The organism is Xanthomonas campestris pv. phormiicola (assembly GCA_025666215.1).
Lineage (GTDB): Bacteria > Pseudomonadota > Gammaproteobacteria > Xanthomonadales > Xanthomonadaceae > Xanthomonas_A > Xanthomonas_A campestris_A.
On sequence record CP102593.1, the window covers coordinates 4788438 to 4815398 of the forward strand.

The window sequence follows — 26961 nt, forward strand, 5'->3', positions numbered from 1 at the left end:
TAGACAGACGAAGCGAGGATCCGACTTGACCGATAGCAGAGTCGTACGGCGAGAACATGTATTGGATCGGGACGAGATCAACCGGTGAAGCGCATGCGTAATCCCGATACTTCGCCGTATCCCTGCCGTCGGAGCAACAGCGGCGCCCTCCCCCATCAAGCCGCCACATCCACATACTCAACTTGACTCGAAGGCAGCGGAATCACTTCCCCATCCTCTCGCATGCCAGCCAGATGCAACTCGATCGCCTCGCGGATCAAATCTTCCACCTCCGCAGTCGTCGCACCCGTCGCCACACACCCCGGCAGATCCGGCACGTAGGCGGAGTAGTTGTTACCCGCTTGCTCAATGACAACGGCGTAGCGCATGACGATTACCTCTTCAGGCCGGCCTGTTTGAGAATGCTGTTCAGGGTGCCGGGAGCCACATCATCGCTCGGCTTGCCGGCCACTGTCACGCGGCCTGGGTAGACAGGATGCTTGAACTGGCGGTGGCTGCCGGTCTGGCTGACTTGCTGCCAGCCTGCGTCCCTGAGTTGTTGCAGCACGTCGCGGATTTTGGGGGGCATGTTCGCGGTCCTTGCGAATGCGGGCCGACCAGGGGAAGAGCGCCCTCTTCCGCTGCGGCCCCCTCTCCCGCGTGGCGGGAGAGGGGTAGAGCGTTATTGCCTGGCGGGTCGGTTAGACGCCAACCGGATTCGACTTCTCAGGATCGATCTTGTACTGCTTGATCGCCCGAGCCACATCCTTCCCGGTCATCTTCCCATCCTTCGCCAACGCCGCAATCGCCGCATGCGCGATGTAGTACCGATCCACCTCGAAGAAGCGGCGCAGGTTGGCGCGGGTGTCGGAGCGGCCGAAGCCATCGGTGCCCAACACGGTGTAATGCGCCGGCACGAACGCACGAATCTGGTCGGCAAAGGCACGCACATAGTCCGTTGCCGCAACCACCGGCCCCTGGCGCCCTTCCAGCAGCTGGGTCACGTACGGCTTGCGCTGCTCGCCTTCCGGGTGCAGGCGGTTCCAGCGCTCGGCGTCGAAGCCGTCGCGGCGCAGTTCGTTGAAGCTGGGGCAGGACCAGATGTCGGCGGTGACGCCGAAGTCCTTGTCCAGCAGCTCCGCCGCGGCGATGGCTTCGCGCAGGATGGTGCCCGAGCCCAGCAGCTGCACGCGCAGTTCGCCCTTCTTGGGCTTGCCGGCGTCCTGCAGCAGGTACATGCCCTTGATGATGCCCTCTTCTGCACCGGCCGGCATTTCCGGGTGGGTGTAGTTTTCGTTCATCAGGGTGATGTAGTAGTACTCGTCCACCTGCTCCTGCATCATCCGCTTCATGCCGTACTGCATGACCACGGTGACTTCGAAGCCGAAGGTGGGGTCGTAGCTGCGCACGTTCGGGATGGAGCCGGCGATGACCTGGCTGAAGCCGTCTTCGTGCTGCAGGCCTTCGCCATTGAGCGTGGTGCGGCCGGCGGTGCCGCCGAGCAGGAAGCCGCGGGTGCGCATGTCCGCCGCCTGCCAGGCGATGTCGCCCACGCGCTGGAAGCCGAACATGGAGTAGTAGATGTAGAACGGCAGCATCGGCACGTTGCTGACCGAGTAGCTGGTGCCGGCGGCCAACCACGAGGAGATGGCGCCCGGCTCGCTGATGCCCTGCTGCAGCACCTGGCCGGACTGGTCCTCGCGGTAGAACATCAGCTGGTCGGCGTCTACCGGCTTGTACTTCTGGCCGAACGGGGCATAGATGCCGATCTGGCGGAACATGCCTTCCATGCCGAAGGTGCGCGCTTCGTCGGCCACGATGGGCACGATGCGCGGGCCCAGGTCCTTGTCGCGCAGGGCGATGTTGAGGCTCTGCACGAAGGCCATGGTGGTGGAGTAGCTGCGCTCGCCGCTGGACTTGAGCAGGCGGTCGTACTTGTCCAGGCCGGGCACGGTGAAGGACTGGTCGGCCTTGCGGCGGCGCTGCGGCAGGTAACCGCCGAGCGAGGCGCGGCGTTCCTGCAGGTACTGCACTTCCGGCGAATCCGGGCCGGGGTGGTAGAACGGCACCTGCTCGGCGTCGGCCAGCTGCTTGTCGCTGAGCGGGATGTTGAAGCGGTCGCGGAACGCGCGCACGGCGTCGTCGTCCAGCTTCTTGGTCTGGTGGGTGGGGTTGAGCGATTCGCCCGAGGAGCCCATGCCGTAGCCCTTGACCGTCTTGGCCAGGATCACGGTGGGCATGCCCTTGGTGTTCACCGCCTGGTGGTAGGCGGCGTAGACCTTGTGCGGGTCGTGGCCGCCGCGGTTCAGGCGCCAGATGTCGTCGTCGGACAGGCCGGCGACCATGGCCGCGGTCTCCGGGTATTTGCCGAAGAAGTTGGCGCGGGTGTAGGCGCCGCCGAAGGCCTTGCAGTTCTGGTATTCGCCGTCGACGGTTTCCATCATCAGCTTGCGCAGCACGCCGTCGGTGTCGCGCGCCAGCAGCGCGTCCCAATAGCCGCCCCACAGCAGCTTGATGACGTTCCAGCCGCCGCCGCGGAACACGCCTTCCAGCTCCTGGATGATCTTGCCGTTGCCGCGCACCGGGCCGTCCAGGCGCTGCAGGTTGCAGTTCACCACGAAGATCAGGTTGTCCAGGCCTTCGCGGCCGGCCAGGGCGATGGCGCCCAGGGTTTCCGGCTCGTCGCTCTCGCCGTCGCCGATGAAGCACCACACCTTGCGGTCGGACTTCTCGATCAGGCCGCGGTGCTCCAGGTACTTCATGAACTGCGCCTGGTAGATGGCGCTGAGCGGGCCCAGGCCCATCGACACGGTGGGGGTCTGCCAGAAGTCCGGCATCAGCCACGGGTGCGGGTAGGAGGAGATGCCCTGGCCGTCCACTTCCATGCGGAAATGGTCGAGCTGGGTCTCGTTGATGCGGCCTTCGAGGAAGGCGCGGGCGTAGATGCCCGGGGCGCTGTGGCCCTGGATGTAGAGCAGGTCGCCGGGGTGCTTGTCGGACGGGGCGCGCCAGAAGTGGTTGAAGCCCACGTCGTACAGGGTGGCGGCCGAGGCGAAGGAGGCGATGTGGCCGCCCAGGTCGCCAGGCTTGCGGTTGGCGCGGACCACGGTGGCCATGGCGTTCCAGCGGATGATCGAGCGGATCTTCCACTCGATGGCCGCATCGCCCGGGCTCTTGGCCTCGTTGGCGGGCGCGATGGTGTTGACGTACTCGGTGGTCGGCGAGAACGGCAGGTAGGCGCCGGAACGACGGGTCAGCTCGACCATGTCCTCCAGCAGCTGATGCGCGCGTTCGGGGCCCGCCACATCGATGACGGCCTTGAGCGATTCGATCCACTCCTGGGTCTCAGTGGGGTTCGGATCGTTCTGCAGCACCTCGTTCAACCAGTTCATAGCGCTCCCGTAGGTCGCACGCACGCGCGCGATTGCATGTGTTTTTCGAAGCCTCCAAGTGTAGCGCAACCGCCCCGCCGGACCTCGTACGGCAGCGTATGGAACGGACTGTCACATTGGCCCGGGACAGCGCGCGACACCCGGCGCGCGGCGGGGCGCGGCTGCGCTTATGATCGGGGCCGACTCCCGCGGAGCGCCGCCATGACCGCCCTTTCGTCAGCGCAGGACGCTTCAGCGGTCGCCTGGCGGCACAGCCTGCGCACCCGGCTGATGCTGTGGGGCAGCCTGCTCCAGGTGGCGCTGCTGGCCGGGCTGGCGCTGCTGTTCTACCTGGGCGCGCGCCAGGTGGTGGTGCGCAATGCGCGCGAGGAGGTGGCCGGGCTGGCGCAGCAGACCGCGCGCAGCCTGGATGCGACGCTGGGCTCGGTGCAGGTGAGCGGGCGCACGCTGGCCGCCGGCGCCTCGGCGGTCGGGCGCCAGCCGTTCAACCTGCGCAGCCTGCTGCACGCCACGCTGGAGGGCGACCCGGACATCGCCGGGGCGCTGCTGGTGATCGAGCCGGGCACGCTGAAGGGCGACGACCGCGGCTTCGCCTGGCACCTGCGGCGCGCCAACGGCCGCGTGACCGAACAGCCGGCCGATGCGCTGGGCTACGACTACCGGACCATGCCCTGGTACCGGCGCACGCTGACGGCGCAAGCGCCGTGGTGGTCCGAGCCGTACAGCGACGCCTCCACCGGCGGCGACTACCTCACCACCTACAACCTGCCGCTGCGCCTGCCCGGCGACGGCGTGCAGGCGCCTGCGATCGGCATGGTCAGCGTGGACGTGCCGCTGAAGCGGCTGCAGGCGATCGTCGGCGAGCTGCCGGCCAGCGCCGGGTTGCAGCCGATGCTGCTGTCGCCGGACGGGCTGTTCGTGCTGCATCCGGACCCGGCGCTGCGCTTCCGCCGCACCCTGGAGGCGCACGTGGCGCGCGCCCGGCCGGACCTGTCGCCGCTGGCCGCGGCGGTGGCCGCGCACGCACCGGTGCGCTTTTCCCACACCGCGCCCGACGGCGAGCGCTACCTGACCCAGAGCGCGGCGGTCGGCGACACCGGCTGGACCTTCGCGCTGACCGTGTCCGAGGGCTACATCGTGGCCGGGCTCAACCGCATCGCGCTGTGGGTGGGGCTGGGCGGCGGCAGCGCGCTGCTGCTGTGGCTGTGGCTGCTGCACCGCTACACCGCGCGGCTGGCGCGGCCGATCGAGGACCTGACCAACTCGGCGGGGCATTTCAGCCAGGGCGAGTTCGACTACCCGCTGCGCCACGTGGAGCGGCAGGACGAGGTGGGGGTGATGGCGCGCGCCTTCGACCGCGCGCGCGGTTCGATCAAGCTGCAGATGGAGGAGATCGCCACGCTGGCGCAGGCGCGGCAGCGCATGCAGAGCGAGCTGTCGATCGCGCGCGACATCCAGCGCGCGATGCTGCCGGACGGGCGTACCTTCGACAGCGCGCACAAGCACCTGGAGACCTATGCGCTGCTGGAGCCGGCGACGATGGTCGGCGGCGATTTCTACCAGTTCTTCGAGACCGAGCCGGGGCTGCTGTGGTTCGTGGTCGGCGACGTGTCCGACAAGGGCGTGCCGGCGGCGCTGTTCATGGCCCGGGCGATGACCGTGCTGGAAGTGGCCGCGCGCCGCCACAACCGGCCCGACGCGATCCTGATCGCGGCCTCGCAGCGCATGGTCGAAGGCAACGAGACCTGTATGTTCGCCACGGTGCTGTGCGGGCTGATCGACGTGCACAGCGGCGACTATTGGCTGTCCAGCGCCGGCCACGAACCGCCGGTGCTGCTCGGCGCCGACGGCCACGCGCAGTTGCTGGCGCTGGAATCTGGCCCGCCGCTGGGGATCGAGCCGCAGACCCGCTACCCGGTGGTGCGCGGGCGCCTGGCCGCCGGCACCACGCTGTTGAGCTATACCGACGGCATCACCGAGGCGATGGACGCGCAGCAGCAGGCCTACGGCCCCGAGCGGCTGCTGGCCGCGCTGGAGGCGGGCATCGACGCGCAGGCGCAGTGCGCGCGGGTGCTGGCCGCGGTGCATGCGTTCACCGCGGCCGCACCGCAGTCCGACGACATCACCTTGCTGGCGATCCGCTTGCGCCAGGATCCGACGCGGGAAGGAGCACCATGAAACTTCGGCTGCAGATGGCGCCGGCAATGGACACCCTGGCGCAACTGAGCGACACGCTGGAGGCGGCGCTGCTGCGCCACGGCGTGGCCCGCGAGCATGTGAGCCGGGCGCGGTTGATCGTGGAGGAACTGGCCTGCAACACGCTCGAGCATGGCCACCTGAGCAGCGAGCAGCCGCCGGTGGAAGTGCTGCTGCACGTGGAGACCGGCGCGCTGGTGCTGGAATTCCACGACAGCGGCCCGGCCTTCGACCTGCGCGCCGCGCCGCTGCCGGACCTGGACGCGGACATCGCGCAGCGCCCGATCGGCGGCCTCGGCCTGCACCTGGTGCGGCAGCTCGCCGACCATATCGACTACCGCCACGACGCCGGCCGCAACGTCGTGTGCATCACCTTGCTGCAGCCCTTCGACCCCGCCCCCCAGGAGTTCCCCGCATGACCACGTTGAGCCTGCAGATCGACCCCACCCAGGACAGGCGCCAGCGCATCACCCTCAGCGGGCGCCTGGACACGCATACCTACCAGGCCCTGGACGAGGCGCTGGCCCCGCTGCTGGCCACGCAGATCACCACCCTGGTGCTGGACCTGTCGCACCTGGACTACATCAGCAGCGCCGGCATCCGCTCGATCTTCAAGGCGCGCAAGGTGCTGGCCGCGCGCGACGGCCGGGTGCTGGTGGTCAACCCGCAACCGCAGATCCGCAAGGTGTTCGACGTGGTCAAGGCGGTGCCGTTGAACGAGATCTTCACCTCGGTGCAGGAACTGGACGACTACCTGGACGAGATGCAGCGGCGGGTGCTCGAGGAGGGCGACGGCGGCTGAGCCGGGTTGGTCGCGGTTGAAACCTCCTGCAGAACGCGCGCGACCGACGAAAGCGCGCGACCGCCCCGCCGGGTGCACGGCAGGAGGGACTTCAGCGCCGACAGACAGGCACCGAAGCCTACGTATCGACCATCGCGCGTCGCGACTGAAGTCGCTCCCACAAGGGGTGGTGCCGATGGCCGATGCGATTGCACTGTGGGAGGGACTTCAGTCCCGACGCATTGCACCGCCGCAAAGCGAACGTCTCGGCTCGTCGCGGTTGAACCCGCTCCTACAAAAACCGCGCGACCAACCCGCTGGATGCACTGTAGGACGGACTTCAGCCCCGACAGGCGGGCACCGAAGCCGACTTGCCGACCGACTCCGCGTCGCGACTGAAGGGCACCTCTAACAACCCCAAAAAACTCGACTAAAACGCTCGCAAGTCATTGATGCGCATAGTGCGCAATTTTTAGAATCGAGGTTATTAGAGGTGCCCTTCAGTCGCGACGCTATCAACCAGAACGCACCACGCGCCCACCAGGTCGCGCCGCTGAACCATCCCCCACCCCAGCCATGCAAGCCCGACCAGCGACCTTGCCCGCCGCCTAAATTCGATATATCGTTTCGTAACACTTAGACATATCGAAACGATGCCCCGCCCGACCGACCCCAGCCACCGCCCCCCGCGCCGCCTGTTCGACGAGGACAGCCCCGGCCGCGGCCAGCATGGGCGCAGCGGCGGCCGCGGCAGCCGCCCGCTCGGCCATGGCGACCTGCGCCTGCTGCTGCTGGCGATGATCGAAACCCAGCCGCGCCACGGCTACGAGCTGATCCGCGCGGTCGCCGATCTGTTCCATGGGCTGTACACGCCCAGCGCCGGCACCGTCTACCCGACCCTGGCACAGCTGGAAGCGCAGGGCCTGGTGCAGGCCGATGCCGGTGCGGCGCGCAAGCGCTACGCGATCACCGCCGACGGCCTGGCCTTTGTGCAGGCGCAGCGCGCGCAGCTGGACGCGGCGGTGGAACGCACCCACCACAGCGCCCGCGCGCTGGTCCGCGCCAACGTGCCGGCGCCGGTGCGCGAGGCGATGCGCCGGATCAAGCATGGCCTGCTGGCGCGCCATGGCCGCTGGACCGAGACGGAGATCGAACGCGTCGCGCAGCTGCTGATGCAGGCCGCCGATGGCATGGAACGCGAGGGCGATGGTTGAGCGCTGCCCGCACGCCATTGCCACACATCCTTCTTCTCCGCAGGCGCAGCGCGCCGCGCCCCTTTTCCCCAAGGACCTTTTCGCATGAATACCCATGAAAACCGCCTGCTGCGCCACCCGCTGCGGATCCGCCACCTGCAGGTGCTGCGTACCCAACCGCTGACCCCGCACATGCGCCGCATCGTGGTCGGCGGCCCGGCGCTGGACGGCTTCGTCAGCGCCGGACCCGACGACCACGTCAAGCTGTTCTTCCCCAACGCCGAGGGCGTGTTCGTGCTGCCGACGCTGACCGACAGCGGCCCGGTGTATCCGGCCGATGCCGCGCCCTCGCCGGCGCGCGACTACACCCCGCGCCACTACGACGCCGCGGCGCAGGAACTGACCCTGGATTTCGTGCTGCACGGCGATGGCCCGGCCTGCCGCTGGGCGGCGCGGGCCAACCCGGGCGACGCGCTGGTGGTCGGCGGCCCGCGCGGCTCGTTCGTGGCCGCCGACGACTACGCCACCTACGTGCTGATCGGCGACGAGACCGCACTGCCGGCGATCGGCCGCTGGCTGGAAGAACTGCCGGCCGGTGCGGAGGTAGAGGCGTTGATCGAGATCCCCGGCTTCGCCGATCGGCAGGCGCTGCCGTCGCGCGCGCAGGTACGCATCACCTGGCTGGAGCGCAATGGCGTGCACGTACTGAGCAGCCAGTTGCTGGAAGACGCGCTGCGTGATTTCGAAGTGCCGGACGGCGACGCGTTCTACTGGATCGCCTGCGAATCGGCACGCGCGCGGATGATGCGCAAGTTCATCGAAGGCCGGCTCAACGTGCCGAAGGAATGGATCCGGGCGACGGGGTATTGGAAGGCGGGAGGGGACGAAAACGGGTAACACGCCGTAGTCAAGATGGCGCCAATGGCTGAAGCGGGATCGTCACGAGGTACAAGCGCATCCTCTGGAATGTAGACACGGGTGAAAATGTGAATCAAATCACAATATCAAACCTATTTGCATCCAAGACTTTTTCACCAATCGACGGATATCGAGCGGCGGCTTGCAGATGGATAGGGCATTTCACGATATTGATCCCCGCGGCATCACGCTGAACCCGGACGGGTCACTCAACTTCGCCAACCATCGATTGCGCGCCGCGGTGATCGCTTCAGCGACAGCGGGATCGATTCGCCCGATGAGCGAAAATGCCGGAACGTGCACCAACTCCGGCACCTGCTCTTCCACGAATTACACCTGCAACAATACCGGCGACTGCTCCAAAGCGTCCAATGTCGGCTCTTGTAGAACCGGCGGCCAGCCCTCGCCGAACGGTTGAGACAGAATGATGCTGAGCGAATCCACCATCGCCGAAGCGCTTTCTCCGCGCATCCTGTCTCTCATCCTCCTGCCGACCGAAAAATGTAATTTCCGCTGCACCTATTGCTATGAAGATTTTGCAATAGGACGTATGCAACCGAGCGTGGTCGGCGGCATCAAGGCGTTGATCACCAATCGTGTACCTCACCTGGATCGGCTCAACATCTCCTGGTTCGGGGGGGAACCGCTCCTGGCGCGTGATGTCGTCCTGGATATCGGTCAACACGCAAACGCGGTGTGCGCACAACACGGCGTTGCGTTCAGCGCCGGCTTTACCACCAATGGCTACCTGCTCGAGCCGGCTCTGCTGCAGAGGTTTACTGAACTCCAGCACCGCGAGTTCCAGATCACGCTGGACGGTGACGCGGAATGGCACGACAAGACACGGATCACCGCCAACAAAGGCGCCACGTTCGAGAAAATATGGTCGAACCTCATCGCCTACCGGTCACTATCGGCAAATTTCGCTATCTCGCTGCGCCTGCACCTGCATCAGGACAACATCGAATCGGTACGGCGCCTGTATTCCAGCCTGCAGCGCGAACTGCTGAGCGACCCACGGTTTTCTGTTTACTTCCACAAGGTCTCCAATCTGAGCACGGGCGGCACGATCGGGGAAAAGATATTGCCGCGCGACCGCTACCTTGAAGCGATCTCCTACATCACCTCCTGCGTCGATCGCCCCCAGAACGACGAACGCCCAATTTCGGAAGAACATCTGGATGGATATATCTGCTATGCGGCAAAGCCGAACTCGCTGATGATCCGTGCCAATGGCAAGATCGGCAAGTGCACGGTTGCACTGCACGATGATCGCAACGACCTCGGACAACTCCACGCCGACGGCACCATCGACATCGAAAACGACAAGCTACGTCGCTGGATGAGCGGATTTTCCGACCTATCCGAACGCACGCTCGGCTGTCCGCTTTCCACCCTGGCCAGCACGTGAGATACGTCCCATGCCAATCCGCATGGATCCGGACAAGATATCAATAGGCAAGAATGGAGAAGTGCTGTTCGATGGATCAGACGCATCCAGCGCTGCCGCCGTCGAAGCACTGGCAGCACAGCGTTTCGGTACGCTCGCAACCAATGAGGTCTGCAACGGTACGAATCCAGCATGCACCAATACGAAAGACTGCTCATTGGGCAGCAACACCAACTGCAATAACAAAGGCTCCTGCTTCACTCCCAACCCCGGCCCTGGCCAGGGCTGACGCGCAAACTCCAGGTGGATCGCCATGACGACACATACGAACGACAGCCGCCGTAACTTCCTCCTCGGCACCGCCGCCACCGCAATCGCGGCGATTGTCCCTGCCGCGGCTGCGGCGACCGCGGCCACCGATGCCAGAGCGACACAAGCGGCGGCGCCTCTCGGCCGCGCCCTCCCAGAAACGCAGACCTTCGCCGTGCAGGTGCTCGGCGACCTACGGCAGCTGTCGACCGACCTGCAGCTGATTCCCGGGCAGCTCTCCGAGCCGCTCGCGCTCAAGGGGAACGGCACCTACCGGGTGAAGATCAGCCCCACCGACATCACCACCCGCTTCGGGCCGATCTACCGGCTGACCCTCGCCGACGCGCAGGGCGCGCCGCTGGAGGAGATGAACATCGGCAGCGACACCACCGCCACCTTCACCCGCTACGGCGTGCAGGTGTACGCGCTGTCGATCGAACAGGCGATGGAAGAGCGCCTCGACTGAACGCGCCTTTGCCGAGGCTCGGCAGGACGCATCACTGCCTTGCAGGAGCGATTCCTGTCCCCGTTTGTGGGATCAGCTACGAGCGGCTCCCGCGAGCCCGTCCACCTGGCGACACACGGCGAGCGGCCGAAAACGCAAACGCCCGCCGGATGGCGGGCGTTTGCGTTGCGGCGGACGGCGACGGCACGCGAAGCGCCGCCGCGAGCGCAGGCAGGCTTACTTGGCGGCGTCCTGCAGCGCCTCGGTGGTGATGCGGATCTTGACCTCGTCGCTGACGTTGGGCACGTACGCGCCCAGGCCGAAGTCGCTGCGCTTGATCGTGGCGCTGGCGTCGAAGCCCAGCGCCGGCACCTTGCGCATCGGGTGCGGACCGGCGCCGTTGAGGGTCACCGCCAGCACCACCGGCTTGGTCACGCCCTTGATGGTCAGGTCGCCGGCCACGCTCAGCCTGTTGGTGCCGGCCGCGCTCACCTTGGTGCTCTTGAAGGTGGCGGTCGGGAACTTGGCGGCGTCGAAGAAGTCGGCGCTCTTCAGGTGCTCGTCGAACTTGGCGGTGAAGCTGTTGAGGCCCGACAGCGGCAGGGTCACCTGGACGCTGGACTTGGCCACGTTCTCGGCGTTGTAGACCAGGGTGCCGTCGACGTCGCCGAAGTGCGCGGTGGGGTTGGAGAAGCCGAGGTGGTTCCACTGCACCAGCACGTCGGTGTGCGCCGGGTCGAGCTTGTAGGTGCCGGTGGCGCCCTTGATCGCGGTGGCGGCCGCGGCGGCCGGCGCGGCGAAGGCGCTGGTGGCGGGCTGGGCGACGACGACGGCCAGCGCCAGGGCGAGCGGGAGCAGCAGGGTGCGGGTCTTGTTCATGGGCGAAGCTCCTGGGAAATCGGGTGGTTGGGGGAAACTGCAGCAAACACGGGCACAACGGCGTGAGGGGCGAAGCGAAATGGGACGGCTTACTCGATGCGCGCAGCTTCGTCGAAACTCAGCCGCGGCAGGCGCGGGAACAGGCCGGCGGGATCGCCGTAGCCCAGGTTGACCAGGAAGTTGGACTTGATCGCGGTGCCGGCGAAGAAGGCGGCATCGACCTTGGCGTTGTCGAAGCCGGACATCGGGCCGGCATCCAGGCCCAGCGAACGCGCGGCCAGGATCAGGTAGGCGCCCTGCAGCGTGCCGTTGCGGAACGCCGACTCGCGGCGGCCTTCGCGCGGGCCGTCGAACCAGCTCTTGGCATCGGCGTGCGGGAACAGGTACGGCAGCTTCTCGTGGAAGTCTTCGTCGTGGGCGACGATCGCCGTCACCGGCGCGGCCAGGGTCTTGGCCAGGTTGCCTTCGGACAGCGCCGGCCTGAGCTTCTCCTTGCCCGCGGCCGAGGTCACGAACACGAACCGCGCCGGGCTGCCGTTGGCCGCGGTCGGGCCCCACTTCACCAACTCGTACAGGGCACGCAGCGTGTCTTCGCCGACGGGCGTGTCGCGGAAGGCGTTCGGGGTGCGGGCGGTACGGAACAGCTGATCCAGGGCGGCATCGTGCAGAGCGTCGGACATGCGGAAGTTCCTCTATCGTCGGGGAGAAGCCGAAGCCGCCAATGGCAGGCGGTCTCGGCGCAAGGCGGCCAGTGTAGAGTGGCACGATAGCCGCAACACCCAGCCGCGATGCAACGGATTACTACCAAACGTGAAACGATCGGGCGCACCCTGGGCGATTAGCGACGGCCGCGCCGGCAATGCGCGCCAGGCCGAAGCGCTCGCGGCGGCACTGGCCGGACCGGCGTCGATGCCCGCCCGGACGTTGGTGCTGCAACCTCGGCCGCCCTGGCGCTGGCTGGCGCCGCGGCGCTTGCCCGGCGCGGCGCAGGCCTATGGCCGTGGCTTGGCCGAGCTGCTGCGGCAACCGCCGTCGCTGGCGATCGGCTGCGGCCGCCAGGCGGCTCTGGCGACACGCTTGCTGCGCGCGCGTGGCAGTGCAGTGGTGCAGGTGCTGGATCCACGCCTGTCGCCACGGCACTGGGACGTGGTGGTGGTGCCCGAACACGACCGGCGGCGCGGCGACAACGTGCTGACCCTGCTCGGCAGCCTGCACCCGATCGACGATGCCTGGCTGGCCGCGGCGCGCGAGACATTCCCGCAATTCAGCGCGCTGCCCTCGCCGCGCACCGCGCTGCTGGTCGGCGGCCCCGCCGCACTGGCGCCATGGACCGCCGAGGCGGCGACGACGACGTTCCGGGAACTGGCGGCGCACCTGCACGAGCAGGGCGGCAGCGTGCTCGCCAGCACCTCGCGGCGGACCCCGCCGGCGGTGGCCCATGCCCTGCGCCATGCGTTCGCCAGGGTGCCGGGCGTGGTCTGGTGCGGCGATGCCGATGGCCCGAATCCCTACGCCGGCCTGCTGGGCTGGGCCGAGCGCATCGTATGCACGCCCGATTCGGTGAACCTGCTCTCGGAAGCCTGCGCCACGCGCGTGCCGGTGGCTGTGGCGATGCCGGCGTCGGCGCGCGGCCGCGCACGCGAGTTCCATGCGGCGCTGCACGCACGCGGCCGCCTCGGCGATGCCCCGGCCATGCATGGCACCGCCAGCGGCGGGATCGCGCCGCTGCGCGAAACCGCACACATCGCCGCCCAGCTGCGGGAACGGCTGGGGTTGGGCTGACGGAACGCAGCACGCGGCGAAGCGCGTGCCGCCCTGTTCGCCTTTCAGTGGACAGGACGCTCAGGTTCGATGCCATGCGGCACCGGCACCTGCCGCCGCCCGTACGAGGCGGATCAGGGATTGCTGGGAGAACGCGGCATTCCCGCCGGCGCCGTATCCAGGGCCCCGATCAGCAACCGCACGATCGGCGTGCCCAAGCCGGTGGTGTAGTTGTACTTGCCCTTGACCGGCACGTCGTTGTTGACCAAGCCGTTGTAGCCGGGGATGCCGCGGTGCAGGGCCTGCGGAGAATTGGACGCCAGTCGGTACAGGTAATCGTTGAGATTGCCCTGGCGCCCCTGCTTCTCCACCAATAGCGCGGCAGCGCTGGCGAACTCCGGGGCCGCGACGCTGGTGCCGACCAATGGCGTGATGGCTCCCTTGAAGACCGTGTAAACGGCACTTTTTCCTTCTGCGCAAGGCTGCGTTGCAATGCCGGGGCAGCCACCGACCAGCATGCCGATGTCCGGCAGCGTGCGCATCGACGAGCGGGTGCCACCAAACGCACGCAGCTGGTAGGCCGGACGCTGGAACAGCGTGCTGACCCCGCCACCTGCGCCGAAATAACCGCCGGCCAACAGCGCGCCGACGCCATAGTAATCCTTGGCCATCAGCGGATCTGCATAAGCGCTCTCGCCGCGGTAGCTGGAATCGAGCGAGCCCTTCTTGTAATTGGTGAACAGATTGCCGCCGCCTACCGCGGTCACATTCGGGTCGACCGCCGGGTGGTCGACCCCTCGCACGAAGTGCCCATCCTTTCCATCGACCAGATAGTCTGTGTCCGCGCAATCGAGACCGGCATTGTCGCCGCTGGCGGCGACGAACGTGATGCCCTGTGCATTGCCCTGCTTGAACAACGCATTGTAGGCATGCAACGTCGAGGTGAAGTCCTTGCCGTCGTTGTAGGCCTTGGTGTAGTACAGCTCGCAAAAGCCGAAGGAGGAACTGACCACGTCCGCCTCATTGTCCTTGACGATCTGCTGGTAGCCGGCCAGGACCGAGGCGTCGGTGAGATCGGGGATTACGTACAGCAGCACATGCGCGCCGGGTGCGCCGCCAAGTGCCATCTGCACGTCGAGGATGGCCTCACCCGCCGCATTGTCGTTGCCGTCCTGCAGGCCGGGCTTGGCGCCCGCCACATAGCGGCGTTGATACAGCTTGGGATTGGCGTGGTCGCTAGCGTAGCGGCTGAACTTCTCGTGTTCGAACATGGCGTCTATGTCCGAATCCAGCACATCGCTGGAGATCAGGATAGCGATGGTGGTCCCGGTCCCGTCGAGGCGGCGCTGCTGGCCGGGCGCGCCGATCATGCTCTGGTAGGACGGATAGCCGTACGCTTGCTTGAGATCGTTGTACCAGTAGTAGACGTCGACACTTCCATCGCGGTTGCGGGGATCCACATCGAGCCGATGCGACAACACATGCTTCGGCGGCGGCCCCTTGGTCAGGCCGGTGACGACCGCGCCGCTGTCGCGCAGCGCAACCGGCAACTGCAGCTCGCTGGTAGTCGTCAGCCTGGCCTGGCTGCCCTGCTGCAGATCGAGCGACAGCGGCGCGGCGAACAAGCGCTCGACATTGTCTGCGCTCGCGGTGACGTGCAGGGCCGAGCCCTGCTGCGCGACCGACATGTGCGCGGCCTGCAAGGCCGAGCGCACGCGTTCGACCTGGGCCGGCGACGGCGCGAAGCGGCTGTCGAACTCGGCGCGCGACAGCCAGTGATGGTAGTGCGGCGACACCGGATCCTGGATGTCCGCCAGCAACGCGTCCAGCCCGGCTTCGTCGCGCAACGGCAGGTGCACGTCGAAGGTGACCGGTGCGGCGCGCAACGTGGCGGACATGGCGGCAAGCCTGGCGTCGGTGGCGTCCTGCGCGGCATGGGCACTGCCGAACACGAGCGCGCTTGCGGACAACAGGGCGGCCAGCAACGGCCGGCGGCGAATACGATCGATCATGGTGTCTCTCTCCGTGGTGGAATGATATGGCGCCACCTGCAGGGCGATGGCCGGCGCAGGCGACGTTGCATGGACAACAAAAAACGCGCAGCGGTATTGCGCGCCAAGACGAACGGGCGACCGACTGCCGCACCTGCACAGCCAACGCGGGCGCGCGCAAGCGCAATGACGGCGTCACTGCGCATGCGCAACCAATCCGGGTCTTCACCGGACAGGTCAGCGGCCGTGCCATGCGGTCATTCGATCCATGTTCCGACAACGTCACGAGCGCAGAGCTGACGATGTGAAACGCGCCGATGATTCATGAAGATTTTTGCCGAAACCTTGACGGCGCACCGCATTCTGCATCTTGGAAGAAATGCATCGGCAATGTTTCATGGCGGCCGCCGATGCCGCTGCACCCGTCTGAAAGCATCTGCCGACAGCAGGCTTGTCTGCGCACTGCAAAGCGGGAGCAGCAGATGTTCATTCTTCAACGATCGCCTTCCACTGCCAGCGCTCAGTTGCTTTCCATGGAAGCGCACCGCGCGCGCACGACAACGCGATCGCTGCGCGGCGCATGCAGCGGGCCAGCTGCGACGCAGCAGACACATGTATCGCCTGCACCTGCATTGCATGACAACCGCAACACGCATGACCCGATTCTGAAATGTCGCTGTCGCATCGTCGCAGGACCTCCTTAACGAATTTCCCACACATGCCTACCCATCACCTGCTGAGCGCGGCGATCCTCGCCGCGTTGCTGTCGTCACCGCTGGCGGCGCACGCGGCGGACGCGCCGGTCGACGGCGCGGCGAGCGACGCCCGCCAACTCGATACGGTCTCGGTGATCGGCCAGGGCGAAACCCGCCAGGTGCAGCGCATCACCCGCCAGGACGTGCCGGTCCTGCCGCCGGGCACCAGCATCCAGAAGCTGCTCAACCGCATTCCCGGCGTCAACGTGCAGTCCAACGACGCGTTCGGCGCCAACGAGGAATCGCAGACGGTGAGCCTGCGCGGCTTCAACGGCACGCGCCTGGGCTATACGCTCGACGGCCTGCCGCTGGGCGACAACGCCTATGGCAACTACAACGGCTTGAACATCAGCCGCGCGCTGATCGCCGAGAACTTCGGCGGCGTGGAGCTGGCCTCGGGCATCGGCAGCCTGGGCACCGCGTCCACCAGCAACCTCGGCGGCACCGTGCAGTATTTCTCGGACGACCCGTCCACCGAAACCGGCGTGCGCCTGTCGCAGACGGTCGGCTCGGACCAGAACCGCCGCACCTACCTGCGCCTGGACACCGGCGAGCACAACGGCTTCTCCGCGTACCTGTCAGGCGTCTACGCCAGCGCCGACATGTGGGCCGACCCGAAATCGCCGACCCACACCGCGCAGTTCAACGGCAAGGGCGTGTACCAGTTCGACGGCGGCAAGATCACCGCCTTCGTCGATACCTCGCGCACCTCGCAGGCCGACTACGCCTACCTGTCCAAGAGCGGCCTGCACCGCGGCCTGGGCTGGGACTGGAACCTGTACGCGCCGGACTGGCAGCGCGCGCTGGCCGCGGCCTATTGCGCGCCGGCCACCCGCGACGCCAGCCGCTGCGGCTACAGCGGCGGCGTGGACAACATCGACGACGCGTACTACCAGAGCCGCGCGCTGCGCAACGACGACCTGTACTACCTCGCGGGCGATTTCCAGCCCTCCGACGCGGTGAGCGTGCACACCCAGGTCTACCACCACGAGAACGAGGGCCAGGGCCACTGGTGGTCGCCGGGCCAGGCCTCGAACCCGGGCACGCCGCAGGCGCTGCCGATCTCGATCCGCAGCACCAACTACACCATCAACCGCACCGGCGGCATCGCCTCGCTGGGCTGGGACCTGGGCCCGCACCACCTGGAAGCGGGCGTGTGGTACGAGCGCAACAAGCACCACGTGGAGCGCAATTTCTACTGGATCGACGGCCCGATCGACGACGACCTGTTCCTCAGCGGCCCGGACCGCCGGCTGTTCTCGCAGGACTACGTGATCACCACCAAGCAGGCCTATGTGCAGGGCACCTTCAAGCTGCTCGACGAGCGCCTGACCCTGGACATCGGCGCGAAGAGCCCGCACACCACGATGACCGCGCACGAGACGCCGGGGATCGCGGTGGAGTCGCCGGTGGCCAACGGCACGCTCAAGGCCAGCGAGGCGCTGCTGCCGCAGGCGGGCGTGAGCTATCGCCTGGCCGAAGGGCAGGAGGTGTTCGCCTCCTATGCCGAGAACATCGCCGCGTTCCAGGGCGGCGGCGCCGGCGGCCCGCTGCTGGTGACCCAGGCCTCGTTCGACGCCAGCGTCGGCGCGCTGGAACCGGAGAAGTCCAAGACCTTCGAGGCCGGCTACCGCCTGGTGCGCGACCAGTTCGAGGCCTCGCTGGTCGGCTACGACGTGACCTTCGACAACCGCCTGCTCTCGCTCAATCCCTGCCCGAGCATCCAGCAGGGCACCTCGGCGGCGTGCACCACGCGCTTCTTCAACGTCGGCTCGGTCAGCAGCCGCGGCGGCGAGCTGACCTTCATCTGGAAGCCGACCGCGCACCTGCAGTGGTACAACTCGGCCTCGGTCAACCGCTCCACCTACGACGACAACTACGTGCAGAACGGCGTGACCATCCCCACCGCCGGCAAGTACACGGTGGACACGCCCAAGCGCATGGTCACCAGCGAGATCAGCTGGACCTACAACGGCTGGAACGCGAACCTGCGCGGCAAGTACACCGGACAGCGCTACTACACCTACACCAACGACCAGGGCTTCGGCGGCTACACCGCCTTCGACGCCGGCACCGGCTACGACTTCGGCGCGGTGTCGTTCCTGCAGGACCTGAAGCTGTCGCTCAACGTGACCAACCTCACCGACAAGCGCTACGCCTCCAACCTCACCGCCTTCAGCAACAGCGATCCGAACGGGCGCTCGCTGGCCTTCCATGCCAGCGCGCCGCGGCAGGTGTTCCTGACCCTGGACGCGCGCTTCTGAACGCGCGCATCCTGCCCCCACCTGGCCGCCAAGCGCATGCGATGATGAAACCCATGGTCTGGATGCTGGGATGTTCGATGGCGCTGTCGTCGCTGACCGCCGCGGCCGAAACGGTCGCGGCTGCGGGTACGCACAAGCCGCTGGTGATCGGCCACCGCGGCGCCAGCGCGCTGCGCCCCGAGCACACGCTGGCGTCGTATGCGAAGGCCATCGCCGACGGCGCCGACTTCATCGAGCCGGACCTGGTCTCGACCAAGGATGGCGCACTGCTGGCGCGCCACGAGAACGAGATCGGCGCCACCACCGACGTCGCCGCGCATCCGGAGTTCGCCGCGCGCAAGACGGTCAAGCAGATCGACGGGCAGCGCGTGGAGGGCTGGTTCACCGAGGACTTCACCCTGGCCGAGCTGAAGACGCTGCGCGCGCGCGAGCGCCTGCCGCAACTGCGCGGCACCGCCTTCGATGGGCAGTTCCAGTTGCTCACCTTCGACGAGATCATCGATTTCGCCGCGGCCGAATCGGCCGCGCGCGGACTCCCGATCGGGCTGATCCCGGAGATCAAGCACGGCACCTATTTCCAGTCGCTGGGCCTGGCGATGGAGGACAAGGTGCTGGCCACGCTGGACGCGCATGCGTACACGCGCAGCGCGCCGGTGATCGTGCAGTCGTTCGAGATCGGCAACCTGCAGTCCCTGCACCGCAAGCTCGGCAAGGACCATCCGAACGTGCGCCTGGTGCAGTTGCTGGGCGATCCGAAGGAACGCCCGGGCGACCAGCTGCGCAATGGCCCGACCTATGCACAGATGGGCAGCGCGCAGGGCCTGCGCGAAATTGCCAGGTATGCGCAACTGGTCAGCCCCAGCCTGCGCACCATCATCCCGGTCGATGCCGACGGCGCGCTGGCCGCGCCTACCGCCTTCGTCGCCGATGCGCATGCGGCTGGGCTGCAGGTGGTGCCGTACACGTTCCGTCCGGAGAACTATTTCCTGCCCAAGCACCTGCAGGATGCGCGCGGTCCGGCCGCGGTGAATGCCGCCGGCAGCATCGCCGAGATGCGCGCGTTCATTGCCGCGGGCGTGGATGCCTTCTTCACCGACGATCCGGCGGTTGGGCGTGCCGCGGTGGATGGGACGGCGGTGCCGCGCTAGCGCTGGCGCGTTCTCCAGGGTCCGCCAGCCCGATTGTGGGAGCGACTTCAGTGGCGACAGGCTTCACCGGTAACGCCCGTCGCGACTGAAGGGCACCTCTAATAACCTCGATTCTAAAAATTTCGCACTATGCGCATCAATGACTTGCGAGCGTTTTAGTCGAGTTTTTTGGGGTTATTAGAGGTGCCCTGAAGTCGCTCCCACAGGGATGCTCTACGCATCCGGACGATCCGAATGGGCACCGCGCCCCTGCAGGAGCGCTTGAGCCCGATAGCGTCTGGTCGCGGCTGAAGCCTGCACTGGCCCACAAGGATGCATGCGTTTTGTGGGAGGGACTTCAGTCCCGACGCGTGAGACCGCGGCTTCCGCATCGCCAAGCGCCGGTGCAGGAGCGGCTTCAGCCGCGACCGGAGAATGCAAAGGCCGGATCGATCGAACCAGGAAGAGCATCGCGGCTGATGCCACGAAGCCAGCCTGAGCCTGCTGCACGTGCACAGCAAGCGCACGCTGGCCGCGGCGCCAGCGCACGGCGATAATGCGCCGCTTCGCCTCACCCGCAGCGCAACCGCCCCATGCCTCCGCCCTCCCCGCCATCGCCCGCGTTCGCCGCATTGACCCCGCGCGCCCTGCTGCTGGCGGTGCTGGCGATGGGCGCCGTCGTGTTGCTGTCGAACGTGCTGGTGCAGTTCCCGATCAACGACTGGCTGACCTGGGGCGCCTTCAGCTATCCAGTGGCGTTCCTGGTCAGCAACCTGATCAATCGCCGCTTCGGCCCGCGCGCGGCGCGGCGCGTGGCCTGGTGCGGCTTCGCGCTGGCGGTGCTGCTGTCGATCTGGATCGCCACCCCGCGCATCGCCGCCGCCTCGTGCCTGGCGTTCATCGCCGCGCAACTGCTGGACATCGCCGTGTTCGACCGCCTGCGCCGCGGCCGCTGGTGGCGCGCGCCGATCGTCGCCACCACCTGCAGCGCGACGCTGGACACGACGATCTTCTGGTCGATCGCCTTCGCCGGCTCGGCGCTGCCGTGGCTCAGCTGGGCCGCCGGCGACCTGGCGGTGAAGCTGGGCATCGGCGTGTTCCTGCTGGCGCCGTTCCGCGCGCTGCTGTGGCGGACCGCCCCGCCGGCCGCCGCCGATGCATCGGCCACGCGCGCGCCGCAGCGTTAGGGCGAGCCGCGATCGCCTGGCGGCCGCCATGGAATCAGGCACCCCGGCGTTTGCGCAGACGTCCCGGCCTGGCAACGCGCAGCCACGCAAGCGCGAATGCACCGACCCGCAGGCACTCGCCACGCCAGGCCGACTTCGGCAACATCGTCGCCGAGCCGGTGCGATGGATCGAACAACGCCGCTACGTGCGGTCGCGCAGGTAACTCGGATCCAAAACACGCCTCGAATGCTTCCCCGCGACGCATCGACGACGGCACGACCCGGACGCGAATCGGCCACCGCACAAACGAAAGGAAGCGAAGACCCATGACATCGAACCACAGCCGCATGCTCCGCGATCCACTGCTTCTTCCGCTCTTGCTCGCCTCGCTGTTGAATGCGCTTTGCGCAGACGTTCTTTGGCAGAAAATTGCGGCCGCATGCGCCCTGGGCCCCGGCTGGCCGGAATTGCTGCAAGGACTCTGCGGCTTTGTTCTGCTTGTGCTCATGCTCATCAGGGCGCTTTGGCTCAAAAAGCGAATCAACCCCGGATGACGGGCATGCCCCATGTTCGCCTCAGCGGCCTGCCATCCACGTCCGGGCAGGCCGGGTCGGATCCGGCGGGCCGTCGGCGGGCCCGCCGCGCTATCGTCCGCTGCGCCCCGGCTCGAACGCCAGCCCCTTGGCCTGCGCCGCGGCGGCGATCGCCGCGCGCGCGTGCTCGATCGCGGGGGTAATCACGGTCAGCCGTGGGCGTCGATCCAGCGTGCAGGCCAGGCCGGCATCGACCAGCGTCGCGTGCGCCTCGTGCAAACTGGCGGCAGTCGGCGCATCGAACCATGCGCAGCCCGCCAATGCGTCGATCAGCGCCGGCGTGGCGCGCGGCACGGTCAGCTCGGGATGCTGCGCGGCGCCGAGCAGCACCCCGGCCTGCAGCAGGAATTCCAGATCGACCAGACCGCCGGCGCCCTGCTTCAGGTCGAAGCGCGCGGCATCGCTGCGATCCAGTTCGGCGCGCATGCGTGCGCGCATCTTCAACACTTCCTCGCGTAGCTGCGCCGCGTCGCGCGGGCGCGCCAGGGTCTGCGCTCGCACCTGCTCGAAGCGTTGCAGCAACACGGCATCGCCGGCGACGCCGCGCGCGCGCACCAGCGCCTGGTGCTCCCAGGTCCAGGCGCGCTCGCGCTGGTACTCGGTATAGCTGGCCAGCGACGACACCAGCGCGCCCTTGCCGCCGTCCGGGCGCAGGCGCACGTCGATGTCGTACAGGCGGCCGCCGCCGGTGACCGCGCCGAGCAGGGCGATCACCTTCTGCGCCAGCCGCGCGAACCAGCGCCCGCTCTCCAGCGGCCGCGGCCCGGCGGAGGCCTCCACGCCGGCGGCATGGTCGTACAGGAACACCAGGTCCAGGTCCGAGCCGATGCCCAGTTCGATGCCGCCGAGGCTGCCGTAGCCGACGATCGCGAAACTGCCGCCGGTCACTTCGCCATGCGCCGCGGCCAGTTCGGCGCGGGCCAGGCGCAGCACCGTGAGCACCACGCCTTCGGCCAGCTGCGCGAGCTGGCGGGCGCTGTGCACCGCCGGTTGGCGCCGGTCCAGCGCGGCCAGGGCGATGCGGAAACTCAGCGCCTGGCGCGCTTCGTTGAGGCCGCGCAGCGCGGCTTCGGCGTCGTCGCCGGCCGCGGCGACCGCGCTGTCGCACAGCCGCTGCATCGCCGCCCGGTCCGGCATCGGCCCGGCGACGCGGCTGTCGAGCAGTTCGTCGAGCAGCAGCGGATAGGCGGCCAGCCGTTCGGACAGGAACGCGCTGCGCGCCAGCACGTCGACCAGCCGCGCCAGCGCGCTGGGTTGTTCGTCGAGCAGCGCCAGGTAGCTGGCGCGGCGCAGGATCGCCTGCAGCAGACCGAGCACGCGGTGCAACGCGGCATCGGCCTGCGGCGAGCGCGCGGCGGCGTGCAGCAACGCGGGCAACACCCGGTCAAGGCGCGCGCGCGCCGCGTCCGACAGCGCGCGCACGCCCAGCGATTGCACGAAGCCGCGCAGCGCCTGGTCGGCGCCGTCGGCATCGGCGAAGCCGGCCGCGGCCAGCGCCTGCGCACCGGCTTCGTCGGGCAAGCCGCGCCAGTAGCTGGCCAGCGCATCCGGCGCCACCGCCTGTACCCGCGGCGCCAGCAACTCGGCGAATTCGGCGGCGACGCGGTCGCGCTGCACCTGCAGCGCGGCATACAGCTGCGTCCAGTCGGCGTAACCGAGACCGAGCGCGATGCGCGCGCGGTCCAGCGCATCCTCGGGCAAGGCATGGGTCTGCGCGTCGCGCAGCATCTGCAGGCGGTTCTCGACCTGGCGCAGGAACCGGTACGCGTGGGCCAGCGCCGCGCCATCCGCGGCCGCGACCTGCCCGCTGGCGACCAGCGCCTGCAACGCGGGCAACAGGCGGCGCTCGCGCAGCGCCGGCTCGCGGCCGCCGCGGATCAGTTGCAGCGACTGCACCAGGAACTCGATCTCGCGGATGCCGCCGGGACCGCGCTTGATGTCGTCCAGGCGGTCGTGGCGCGCGACTTCGGCAGTGATCGCCGCCTTCATCTCGCGCAACCCGTCGAGCGCGGTGAAGTCGAGGTAGCGCCGGTACACGAACGGGCGCAGCGTCTGCAGCCAGTCCTCGCCGGCAGCGATGTCGCCGGCCACCGCGCGCGCCTTCAGCCATGCATAGCGCTCCCAGTCGCGGCCCTCGCGCTGGAAGTAGTGATCCATGCCGGCGAACGACAGCGCCACCCGCCCGGCGCTGCCGAACGGACGCAGGCGCAGGTCCACCCGATGCGAGAAGCCATCGGCGGTGGTCTCGTCCAGCAGCCGCGCCAGGCGCTGGCCGAGGCGCGCGAAATATTCCTCGGCGGCGAGCGGGCGCGCGCCGTCGGACTCGCCGCCCTGCGGATAGGCGTAGACCAGATCCACGTCCGAGGAGAAATTCAGTTCGCCGCCGCCGAGCTTGCCCAGGCCGAACACCACCAGCCGCTGCGCGCTGCCGTCGGCGGCGCGGACCACACCGTGACGGGTGGCGAATTCGCCTTCCAGCGCCTGCAGCGCCACGTCCAGGCAGGTCTCGGCCAACTGCGTGCTGCCGGCCAGGGTCGCATCGACGTCGTCCAGGCCGAGCACGTCGCGCCATACCAGCCGCGCCGAGGCGGCGGCGCGATAGCGGCGCAGTTGCGCCGGCCATGCCGCCGGCTGCGCCGGATCCAGCGGCGGCACGGGCACCGGCGGCGGATCGGGCTGCGCCAGCTGCGCGAGCAACGCCGGTTGCCGGCACACCGTGTCGAGCAGGAAATCGCTGGCGAGCACGGCGCGCTGCAGGTCGGCGTCGAAACCCGGGCGATCGGGCCAGGGCCGTGCGCCAACGGCCTGGCGCAGCCGCGCCAGGTTGCGGTCGAGCAAGGGCTGCACGGTGTCGGGGACAAGCGGGGAGGAGGCGGGCATCCGTGGATTCTGGCATCCCGGCGCGTCCGCAGACAGCGGCGGCGGGTCGCACGGACGACGTTTCCGGCCAAGCCGCCGGCAAGAATCGCGCCGCGTGGCGCTGCCTTCGTTCGGCGGCGATTGTCGGCGCTGTTCGCAACCGCGGCCCGGCAGCGTGCGCCGCCCGAAATCCAGGCAAAAAAAAGCCCGCTTGCAGCGAACTGCCAGCGGGCCTTGCTCCCTCCCCCACGTCGGGATGCAGGTTGATCTTGGGCGCTTTATTCGCACATTGCACGCTGCACTGCAAAATGAAACCGGGCAGTACATTCTGCTGCAACGCAGTATGTTTCCCACGCTCGTCTTCACATCCGCCGATTACCGCCGATCACGCGCGGACTGCATCGGGCACGCTCGTCGCAGCATCATGCCATGGCCTGTCGGCGGGCCTGCGGATCGGATGCGGCGCACCGCATCGGCAGTCCGCGTCGCGATCGCAACCGCCCCACCGTGCGTGATCCTCAATGCGCAAGCGTGCGGCGTACGCCGCGGCGCGATGCCATGCATCCGGCTGCGCGTGCGCATCGCCACGGCCACGCAGGAAACCGACGACGCCTCGCGCCGGCTCAGGGCGCCGACGCGGTCGGTGCCGGAGCGGGCAGCGGGTCCGGCAACCATGCCGGCTGCCGCTCGTACCATTCGCGCGCGCCGAGCAGATGCCATTGCCGCTGTTCGCCGCGCAGCGCCACGCCGACGCCGAGCACGCCCCAGCGCGCATACAGCTCGCCCTGGGTGCCGGCATCGCCGACGCGCAGCCGCGCGCGCAGCGACACGCGCTGGTTTTCCGCCTGCAAGCGGTCCAGCCACAGCGCGTCCTTGCGCCAGCGCAGCTGGCCGCTGGCGTCCAGTTGCCCGGCATCGGCCAGCTTGAGCAGCCACGCCGGCGCATCGCTGCGCTGCGCGAACACCGCCAGCACCGGGCCGGCATCGCGCATCTGGATCTGCACCTGCGCATCGGCCTGCGTGGCCGGCGTTGCGGCGATGCGTCCCTGCGGCACGCGCAGCTTGGCCCACCAGTCGCGCTGCCTGGCGCCGTCGCCGTAGCGCACGCCCTGCAGGCGCAGCGTGCTGCCGCTCAGGTCGAAGCGCTTGCCCTGCAGTTCCGCGCGCCGCAGCCGCGCATCGAGATCCAGGTCGCCCGCCAGCGCCAGTCCGGCCGCCTGCAGCCGCGCCTGGCGGCCGCGCACGCGCACGTTGCCTTCGCCCACCTGCCCGGCCGCATCCAGGTGCAGGTCGCCGCTGAGCGAGCCGCTGCCGCCGAGCACGCGCACCTGCGCTGCCGGCAGGTAGCGGTTGTAGGCGCGCAGGTCGGGCACGCGCGCATCGTCGAAGCGCATGCGCGCCTGCAACGATTCCTTCAGCGTCGCCAGCGTGCCGTCGCCCTCCAGGTCCAGGCGCAGGTTCTCGCCCTGCACGAAGATCGCCTTGGGCTCGACCAGCGGCGCCAGCGCGAACCTGTGCATGCGCACGTCGACCTGGGTGCGCGGCTGCGCGGCAGTGCCGACGATGCGTCCGACCGCCTGCGCCTGGCCACGGATGCGCAGCCGCAGCACATCGGCCACGGCCTGCACGTCGGGCACGTCGAGGCGGCTGCCCGGCTGCAGCGCGCCGTGCGCCAGGCGCAGATCGGCGGACACGTCGCCGCCGCCGTCGAGCCGGAACCAGGGCTTGCGCACCAGCAGGTCGCTGATCCAGTTCAGCGATTCGAAATGCCAGCGCCCCTGCACCGTGCCGGACAGGCGCGGCAGCACCGCCGCGGGATCGGCGAAGGGCAGCGTGCGTCCAGCGATGCGCAGGTCCGCATCGAGCATGCTGCGCGGATCGACCTGGCCCGGCAGGCGCGCGCGCAGGCGGATATCGCGATCGACGTCGAGCAGCAGCGCCAGCACGCCGCGATCGGTGGCGCCGACGCCGGCATGCAGCGGCACCCGCCAGGTCAGCTTGCTGCCCGGCTGCAGTTCGCCGCGCAGCAGGCGCAGATTCGCTTGCACGTGGCCGAGCCCGGGCTCGGTGCTCAAGCGCGTGTGCGCCCCGGCGGTATCGATGCGCAGCGCCACGCTGCGTCCGTGCAGCTGCAGCGCCAGGTCGGCGATGCCGAGCTTGCGCAGGCCCGGCGCCTGCGCGCGGTAGTGGCGCGGGAACGAGAAGCGCGCGTCCAGATGCGCCTGGTCGGCGATCTGGCGCTTGCCGTAGCGCACGCTGGCGTCGTCGAACACGATCTGCGACGGGAACAGTTCCGCCGGCCCGCCCTTGAGTTGCTTGAGGAAGCCCACCGTGCCGTGGCCCCTGCCTTCGATCGCCAGGTCGCCGACGCGCGCGCGGCGCAGCGTGCCGCTGTGGATCGCATCGAAGCGCAGGGTCCAGCCCTGGTCGCTCTGCGGCGGCGGCGGGATGGCGTCGGCGACGCGGTCGATCTCGCCGATCACGTTCACCGCCTCCATCCACGGCAGGCGCACCTCGCGGTGCAGCAGCGGCAGCAGGGCGATGCGCGCGCTGGCGCGATCGGCGCGCAGGCTCCACACGTTGCGCTGCACATGCCCGCGCATACGCAGGTTCCAGGCGGTGACGAAGCCCGGCAGCACGGTCAGCGCCGGGCCGGTGTGCATGCGGAATTTTTCCGGCTTGCGGTTGGTCGCCATGTCGAACAGCGGCGTGTTGAGGAACACGTTGCCCAGCAGCAGATACAGCAGATAGGCGATCAGCAGTCCGCGCAGCAGCAGGCGCCACGGACGCGGCAAGCGCCGGTAGCGTGCGAGGGCGGCATTCGGCGAGAGGCGGGCGAAGGGCGGCACCGGCGCACTATCGCCGCGCCGCGGCGTGGGGCGCGTGAAAGCCGGACGCGACCGCGCCATTGCACCATCGTCGCAAACCCATGCACCGGCGCGATCCGCGATAATCGGAATCC

General features: G+C 68.4%; 22 protein-coding genes. 14 read left to right on the plus strand and 8 right to left on the minus strand.

The features are described 5' to 3' along the window. Positions 1-155: 155 nt before the first annotated feature. The 3 genes from NRY95_20225 to aceE form a co-directional block, all read right to left on the minus strand. Complete coding sequence (locus tag NRY95_20225) at positions 156-368, minus strand: type II toxin-antitoxin system HicB family antitoxin (protein UYC15980.1); 213 nt, start codon at positions 366-368, stop codon at positions 156-158. Positions 369-373: 5 nt separating this feature from the next. Then, the gene (locus NRY95_20230) at positions 374-568 is read right to left on the minus strand and encodes a type II toxin-antitoxin system HicA family toxin (protein ID UYC15981.1); all 195 of its coding nucleotides are present in this window, start codon (positions 566-568) and stop codon (positions 374-376) included. Between the two features lie 112 nt (positions 569-680). Further along, a complete protein-coding gene (gene aceE, locus NRY95_20235; GenBank protein UYC15982.1) occupies positions 681-3371 on the minus strand; it encodes a pyruvate dehydrogenase (acetyl-transferring), homodimeric type in 2691 nt (896 codons plus the stop codon). A 201-nt stretch (positions 3372-3572) separates the two neighbouring features. Between aceE and NRY95_20240 the strand changes: the two genes are divergently transcribed. From NRY95_20240 to NRY95_20280, 9 genes are all read left to right on the plus strand, one after another. Beyond that, positions 3573-5549 (plus strand): SpoIIE family protein phosphatase, encoded by a 1977-nt coding sequence (locus tag NRY95_20240; protein UYC15983.1) that lies wholly within the window; start codon positions 3573-3575, stop codon positions 5547-5549. Further along, the gene (locus NRY95_20245; GenBank protein ID UYC15984.1) at positions 5546-5986 is read left to right on the plus strand and encodes an ATP-binding protein; all 441 of its coding nucleotides are present in this window, start codon (positions 5546-5548) and stop codon (positions 5984-5986) included. Before NRY95_20240 ends, NRY95_20245 begins: the two co-directional genes overlap by 4 nt. Then, complete coding sequence (locus tag NRY95_20250) at positions 5983-6369, plus strand: STAS domain-containing protein (GenBank protein ID UYC15985.1); 387 nt, start codon at positions 5983-5985, stop codon at positions 6367-6369. The genes NRY95_20245 and NRY95_20250 overlap by 4 nt, the downstream gene beginning before the upstream one ends. Before the next feature lie 632 nt (positions 6370-7001). Next, positions 7002-7562: a PadR family transcriptional regulator gene (locus tag NRY95_20255; GenBank protein UYC15986.1), complete on the plus strand. Its 561-nt coding sequence runs from the start codon at positions 7002-7004 to the stop codon at positions 7560-7562. Positions 7563-7646: 84 nt separating this feature from the next. Next, a complete protein-coding gene (locus tag NRY95_20260) occupies positions 7647-8438 on the plus strand; it encodes a siderophore-interacting protein (GenBank protein UYC15987.1) in 792 nt (263 codons plus the stop codon). Positions 8439-8601: 163 nt separating this feature from the next. Then, positions 8602-8877, plus strand: coding sequence for a hypothetical protein (locus NRY95_20265; protein UYC15988.1), 276 nt, complete (start codon positions 8602-8604; stop codon positions 8875-8877). 6 nt (positions 8878-8883) lie between these two features. Further along, a complete protein-coding gene (locus NRY95_20270) occupies positions 8884-9870 on the plus strand; it encodes a radical SAM protein (protein ID UYC15989.1) in 987 nt (328 codons plus the stop codon). A gap of 22 nt (positions 9871-9892) precedes the next feature. After that, a complete protein-coding gene (locus NRY95_20275; GenBank protein ID UYC15990.1) occupies positions 9893-10138 on the plus strand; it encodes a hypothetical protein in 246 nt (81 codons plus the stop codon). Positions 10139-10162: 24 nt separating this feature from the next. Next, positions 10163-10624 (plus strand): hypothetical protein, encoded by a 462-nt coding sequence (locus NRY95_20280; protein UYC15991.1) that lies wholly within the window; start codon positions 10163-10165, stop codon positions 10622-10624. A 216-nt stretch (positions 10625-10840) separates the two neighbouring features. Here the strand turns inward: NRY95_20280 and NRY95_20285 are convergent, their stop codons facing one another. Both NRY95_20285 and NRY95_20290 read right to left on the minus strand, forming a co-directional pair. Next, positions 10841-11482, minus strand: coding sequence for a YceI family protein (locus tag NRY95_20285; GenBank protein UYC15992.1), 642 nt, complete (start codon positions 11480-11482; stop codon positions 10841-10843). Positions 11483-11571: 89 nt separating this feature from the next. Then, on the minus strand, positions 11572-12162 hold the full coding sequence (locus tag NRY95_20290; GenBank protein ID UYC15993.1) for a malonic semialdehyde reductase: 591 nt from the start codon (positions 12160-12162) through the stop codon (positions 11572-11574). 130 nt (positions 12163-12292) lie between these two features. Between NRY95_20290 and NRY95_20295 the strand changes: the two genes are divergently transcribed. Then, positions 12293-13264: a mitochondrial fission ELM1 family protein gene (locus NRY95_20295; protein UYC15994.1), complete on the plus strand. Its 972-nt coding sequence runs from the start codon at positions 12293-12295 to the stop codon at positions 13262-13264. A gap of 113 nt (positions 13265-13377) precedes the next feature. Here NRY95_20295 and NRY95_20300 read toward each other — a convergent pair whose 3' ends face one another. Continuing rightward, entirely contained in the window at positions 13378-15255 is a 1878-nt protein-coding gene (locus tag NRY95_20300) for a S53 family serine peptidase (GenBank protein ID UYC15995.1), read from the minus strand. A 697-nt stretch (positions 15256-15952) separates the two neighbouring features. Between NRY95_20300 and NRY95_20305 the strand changes: the two genes are divergently transcribed. The 4 genes from NRY95_20305 to NRY95_20320 all read left to right on the plus strand — a co-directional run bounded on the left by NRY95_20305 (position 15953) and on the right by NRY95_20320 (position 21101). Next, positions 15953-18253: a TonB-dependent receptor gene (locus NRY95_20305; protein UYC15996.1), complete on the plus strand. Its 2301-nt coding sequence runs from the start codon at positions 15953-15955 to the stop codon at positions 18251-18253. 41 nt (positions 18254-18294) lie between these two features. Further along, positions 18295-19401, plus strand: coding sequence for a glycerophosphodiester phosphodiesterase (locus NRY95_20310; GenBank protein ID UYC15997.1), 1107 nt, complete (start codon positions 18295-18297; stop codon positions 19399-19401). Positions 19402-19973: 572 nt separating this feature from the next. Next, the gene (locus tag NRY95_20315; GenBank protein UYC15998.1) at positions 19974-20567 is read left to right on the plus strand and encodes a queuosine precursor transporter; all 594 of its coding nucleotides are present in this window, start codon (positions 19974-19976) and stop codon (positions 20565-20567) included. Positions 20568-20873: 306 nt separating this feature from the next. After that, complete coding sequence (locus tag NRY95_20320; protein ID UYC15999.1) at positions 20874-21101, plus strand: hypothetical protein; 228 nt, start codon at positions 20874-20876, stop codon at positions 21099-21101. A gap of 90 nt (positions 21102-21191) precedes the next feature. Here the strand turns inward: NRY95_20320 and glnE are convergent, their stop codons facing one another. Next, positions 21192-24020, minus strand: coding sequence for a bifunctional [glutamate--ammonia ligase]-adenylyl-L-tyrosine phosphorylase/[glutamate--ammonia-ligase] adenylyltransferase (gene glnE / locus NRY95_20325; protein UYC16000.1), 2829 nt, complete (start codon positions 24018-24020; stop codon positions 21192-21194). Between the two features lie 602 nt (positions 24021-24622). Beyond that, entirely contained in the window at positions 24623-26908 is a 2286-nt protein-coding gene (locus NRY95_20330; GenBank protein UYC16001.1) for a hypothetical protein, read from the minus strand. Positions 26909-26961: the final 53 nt, after the last annotated feature.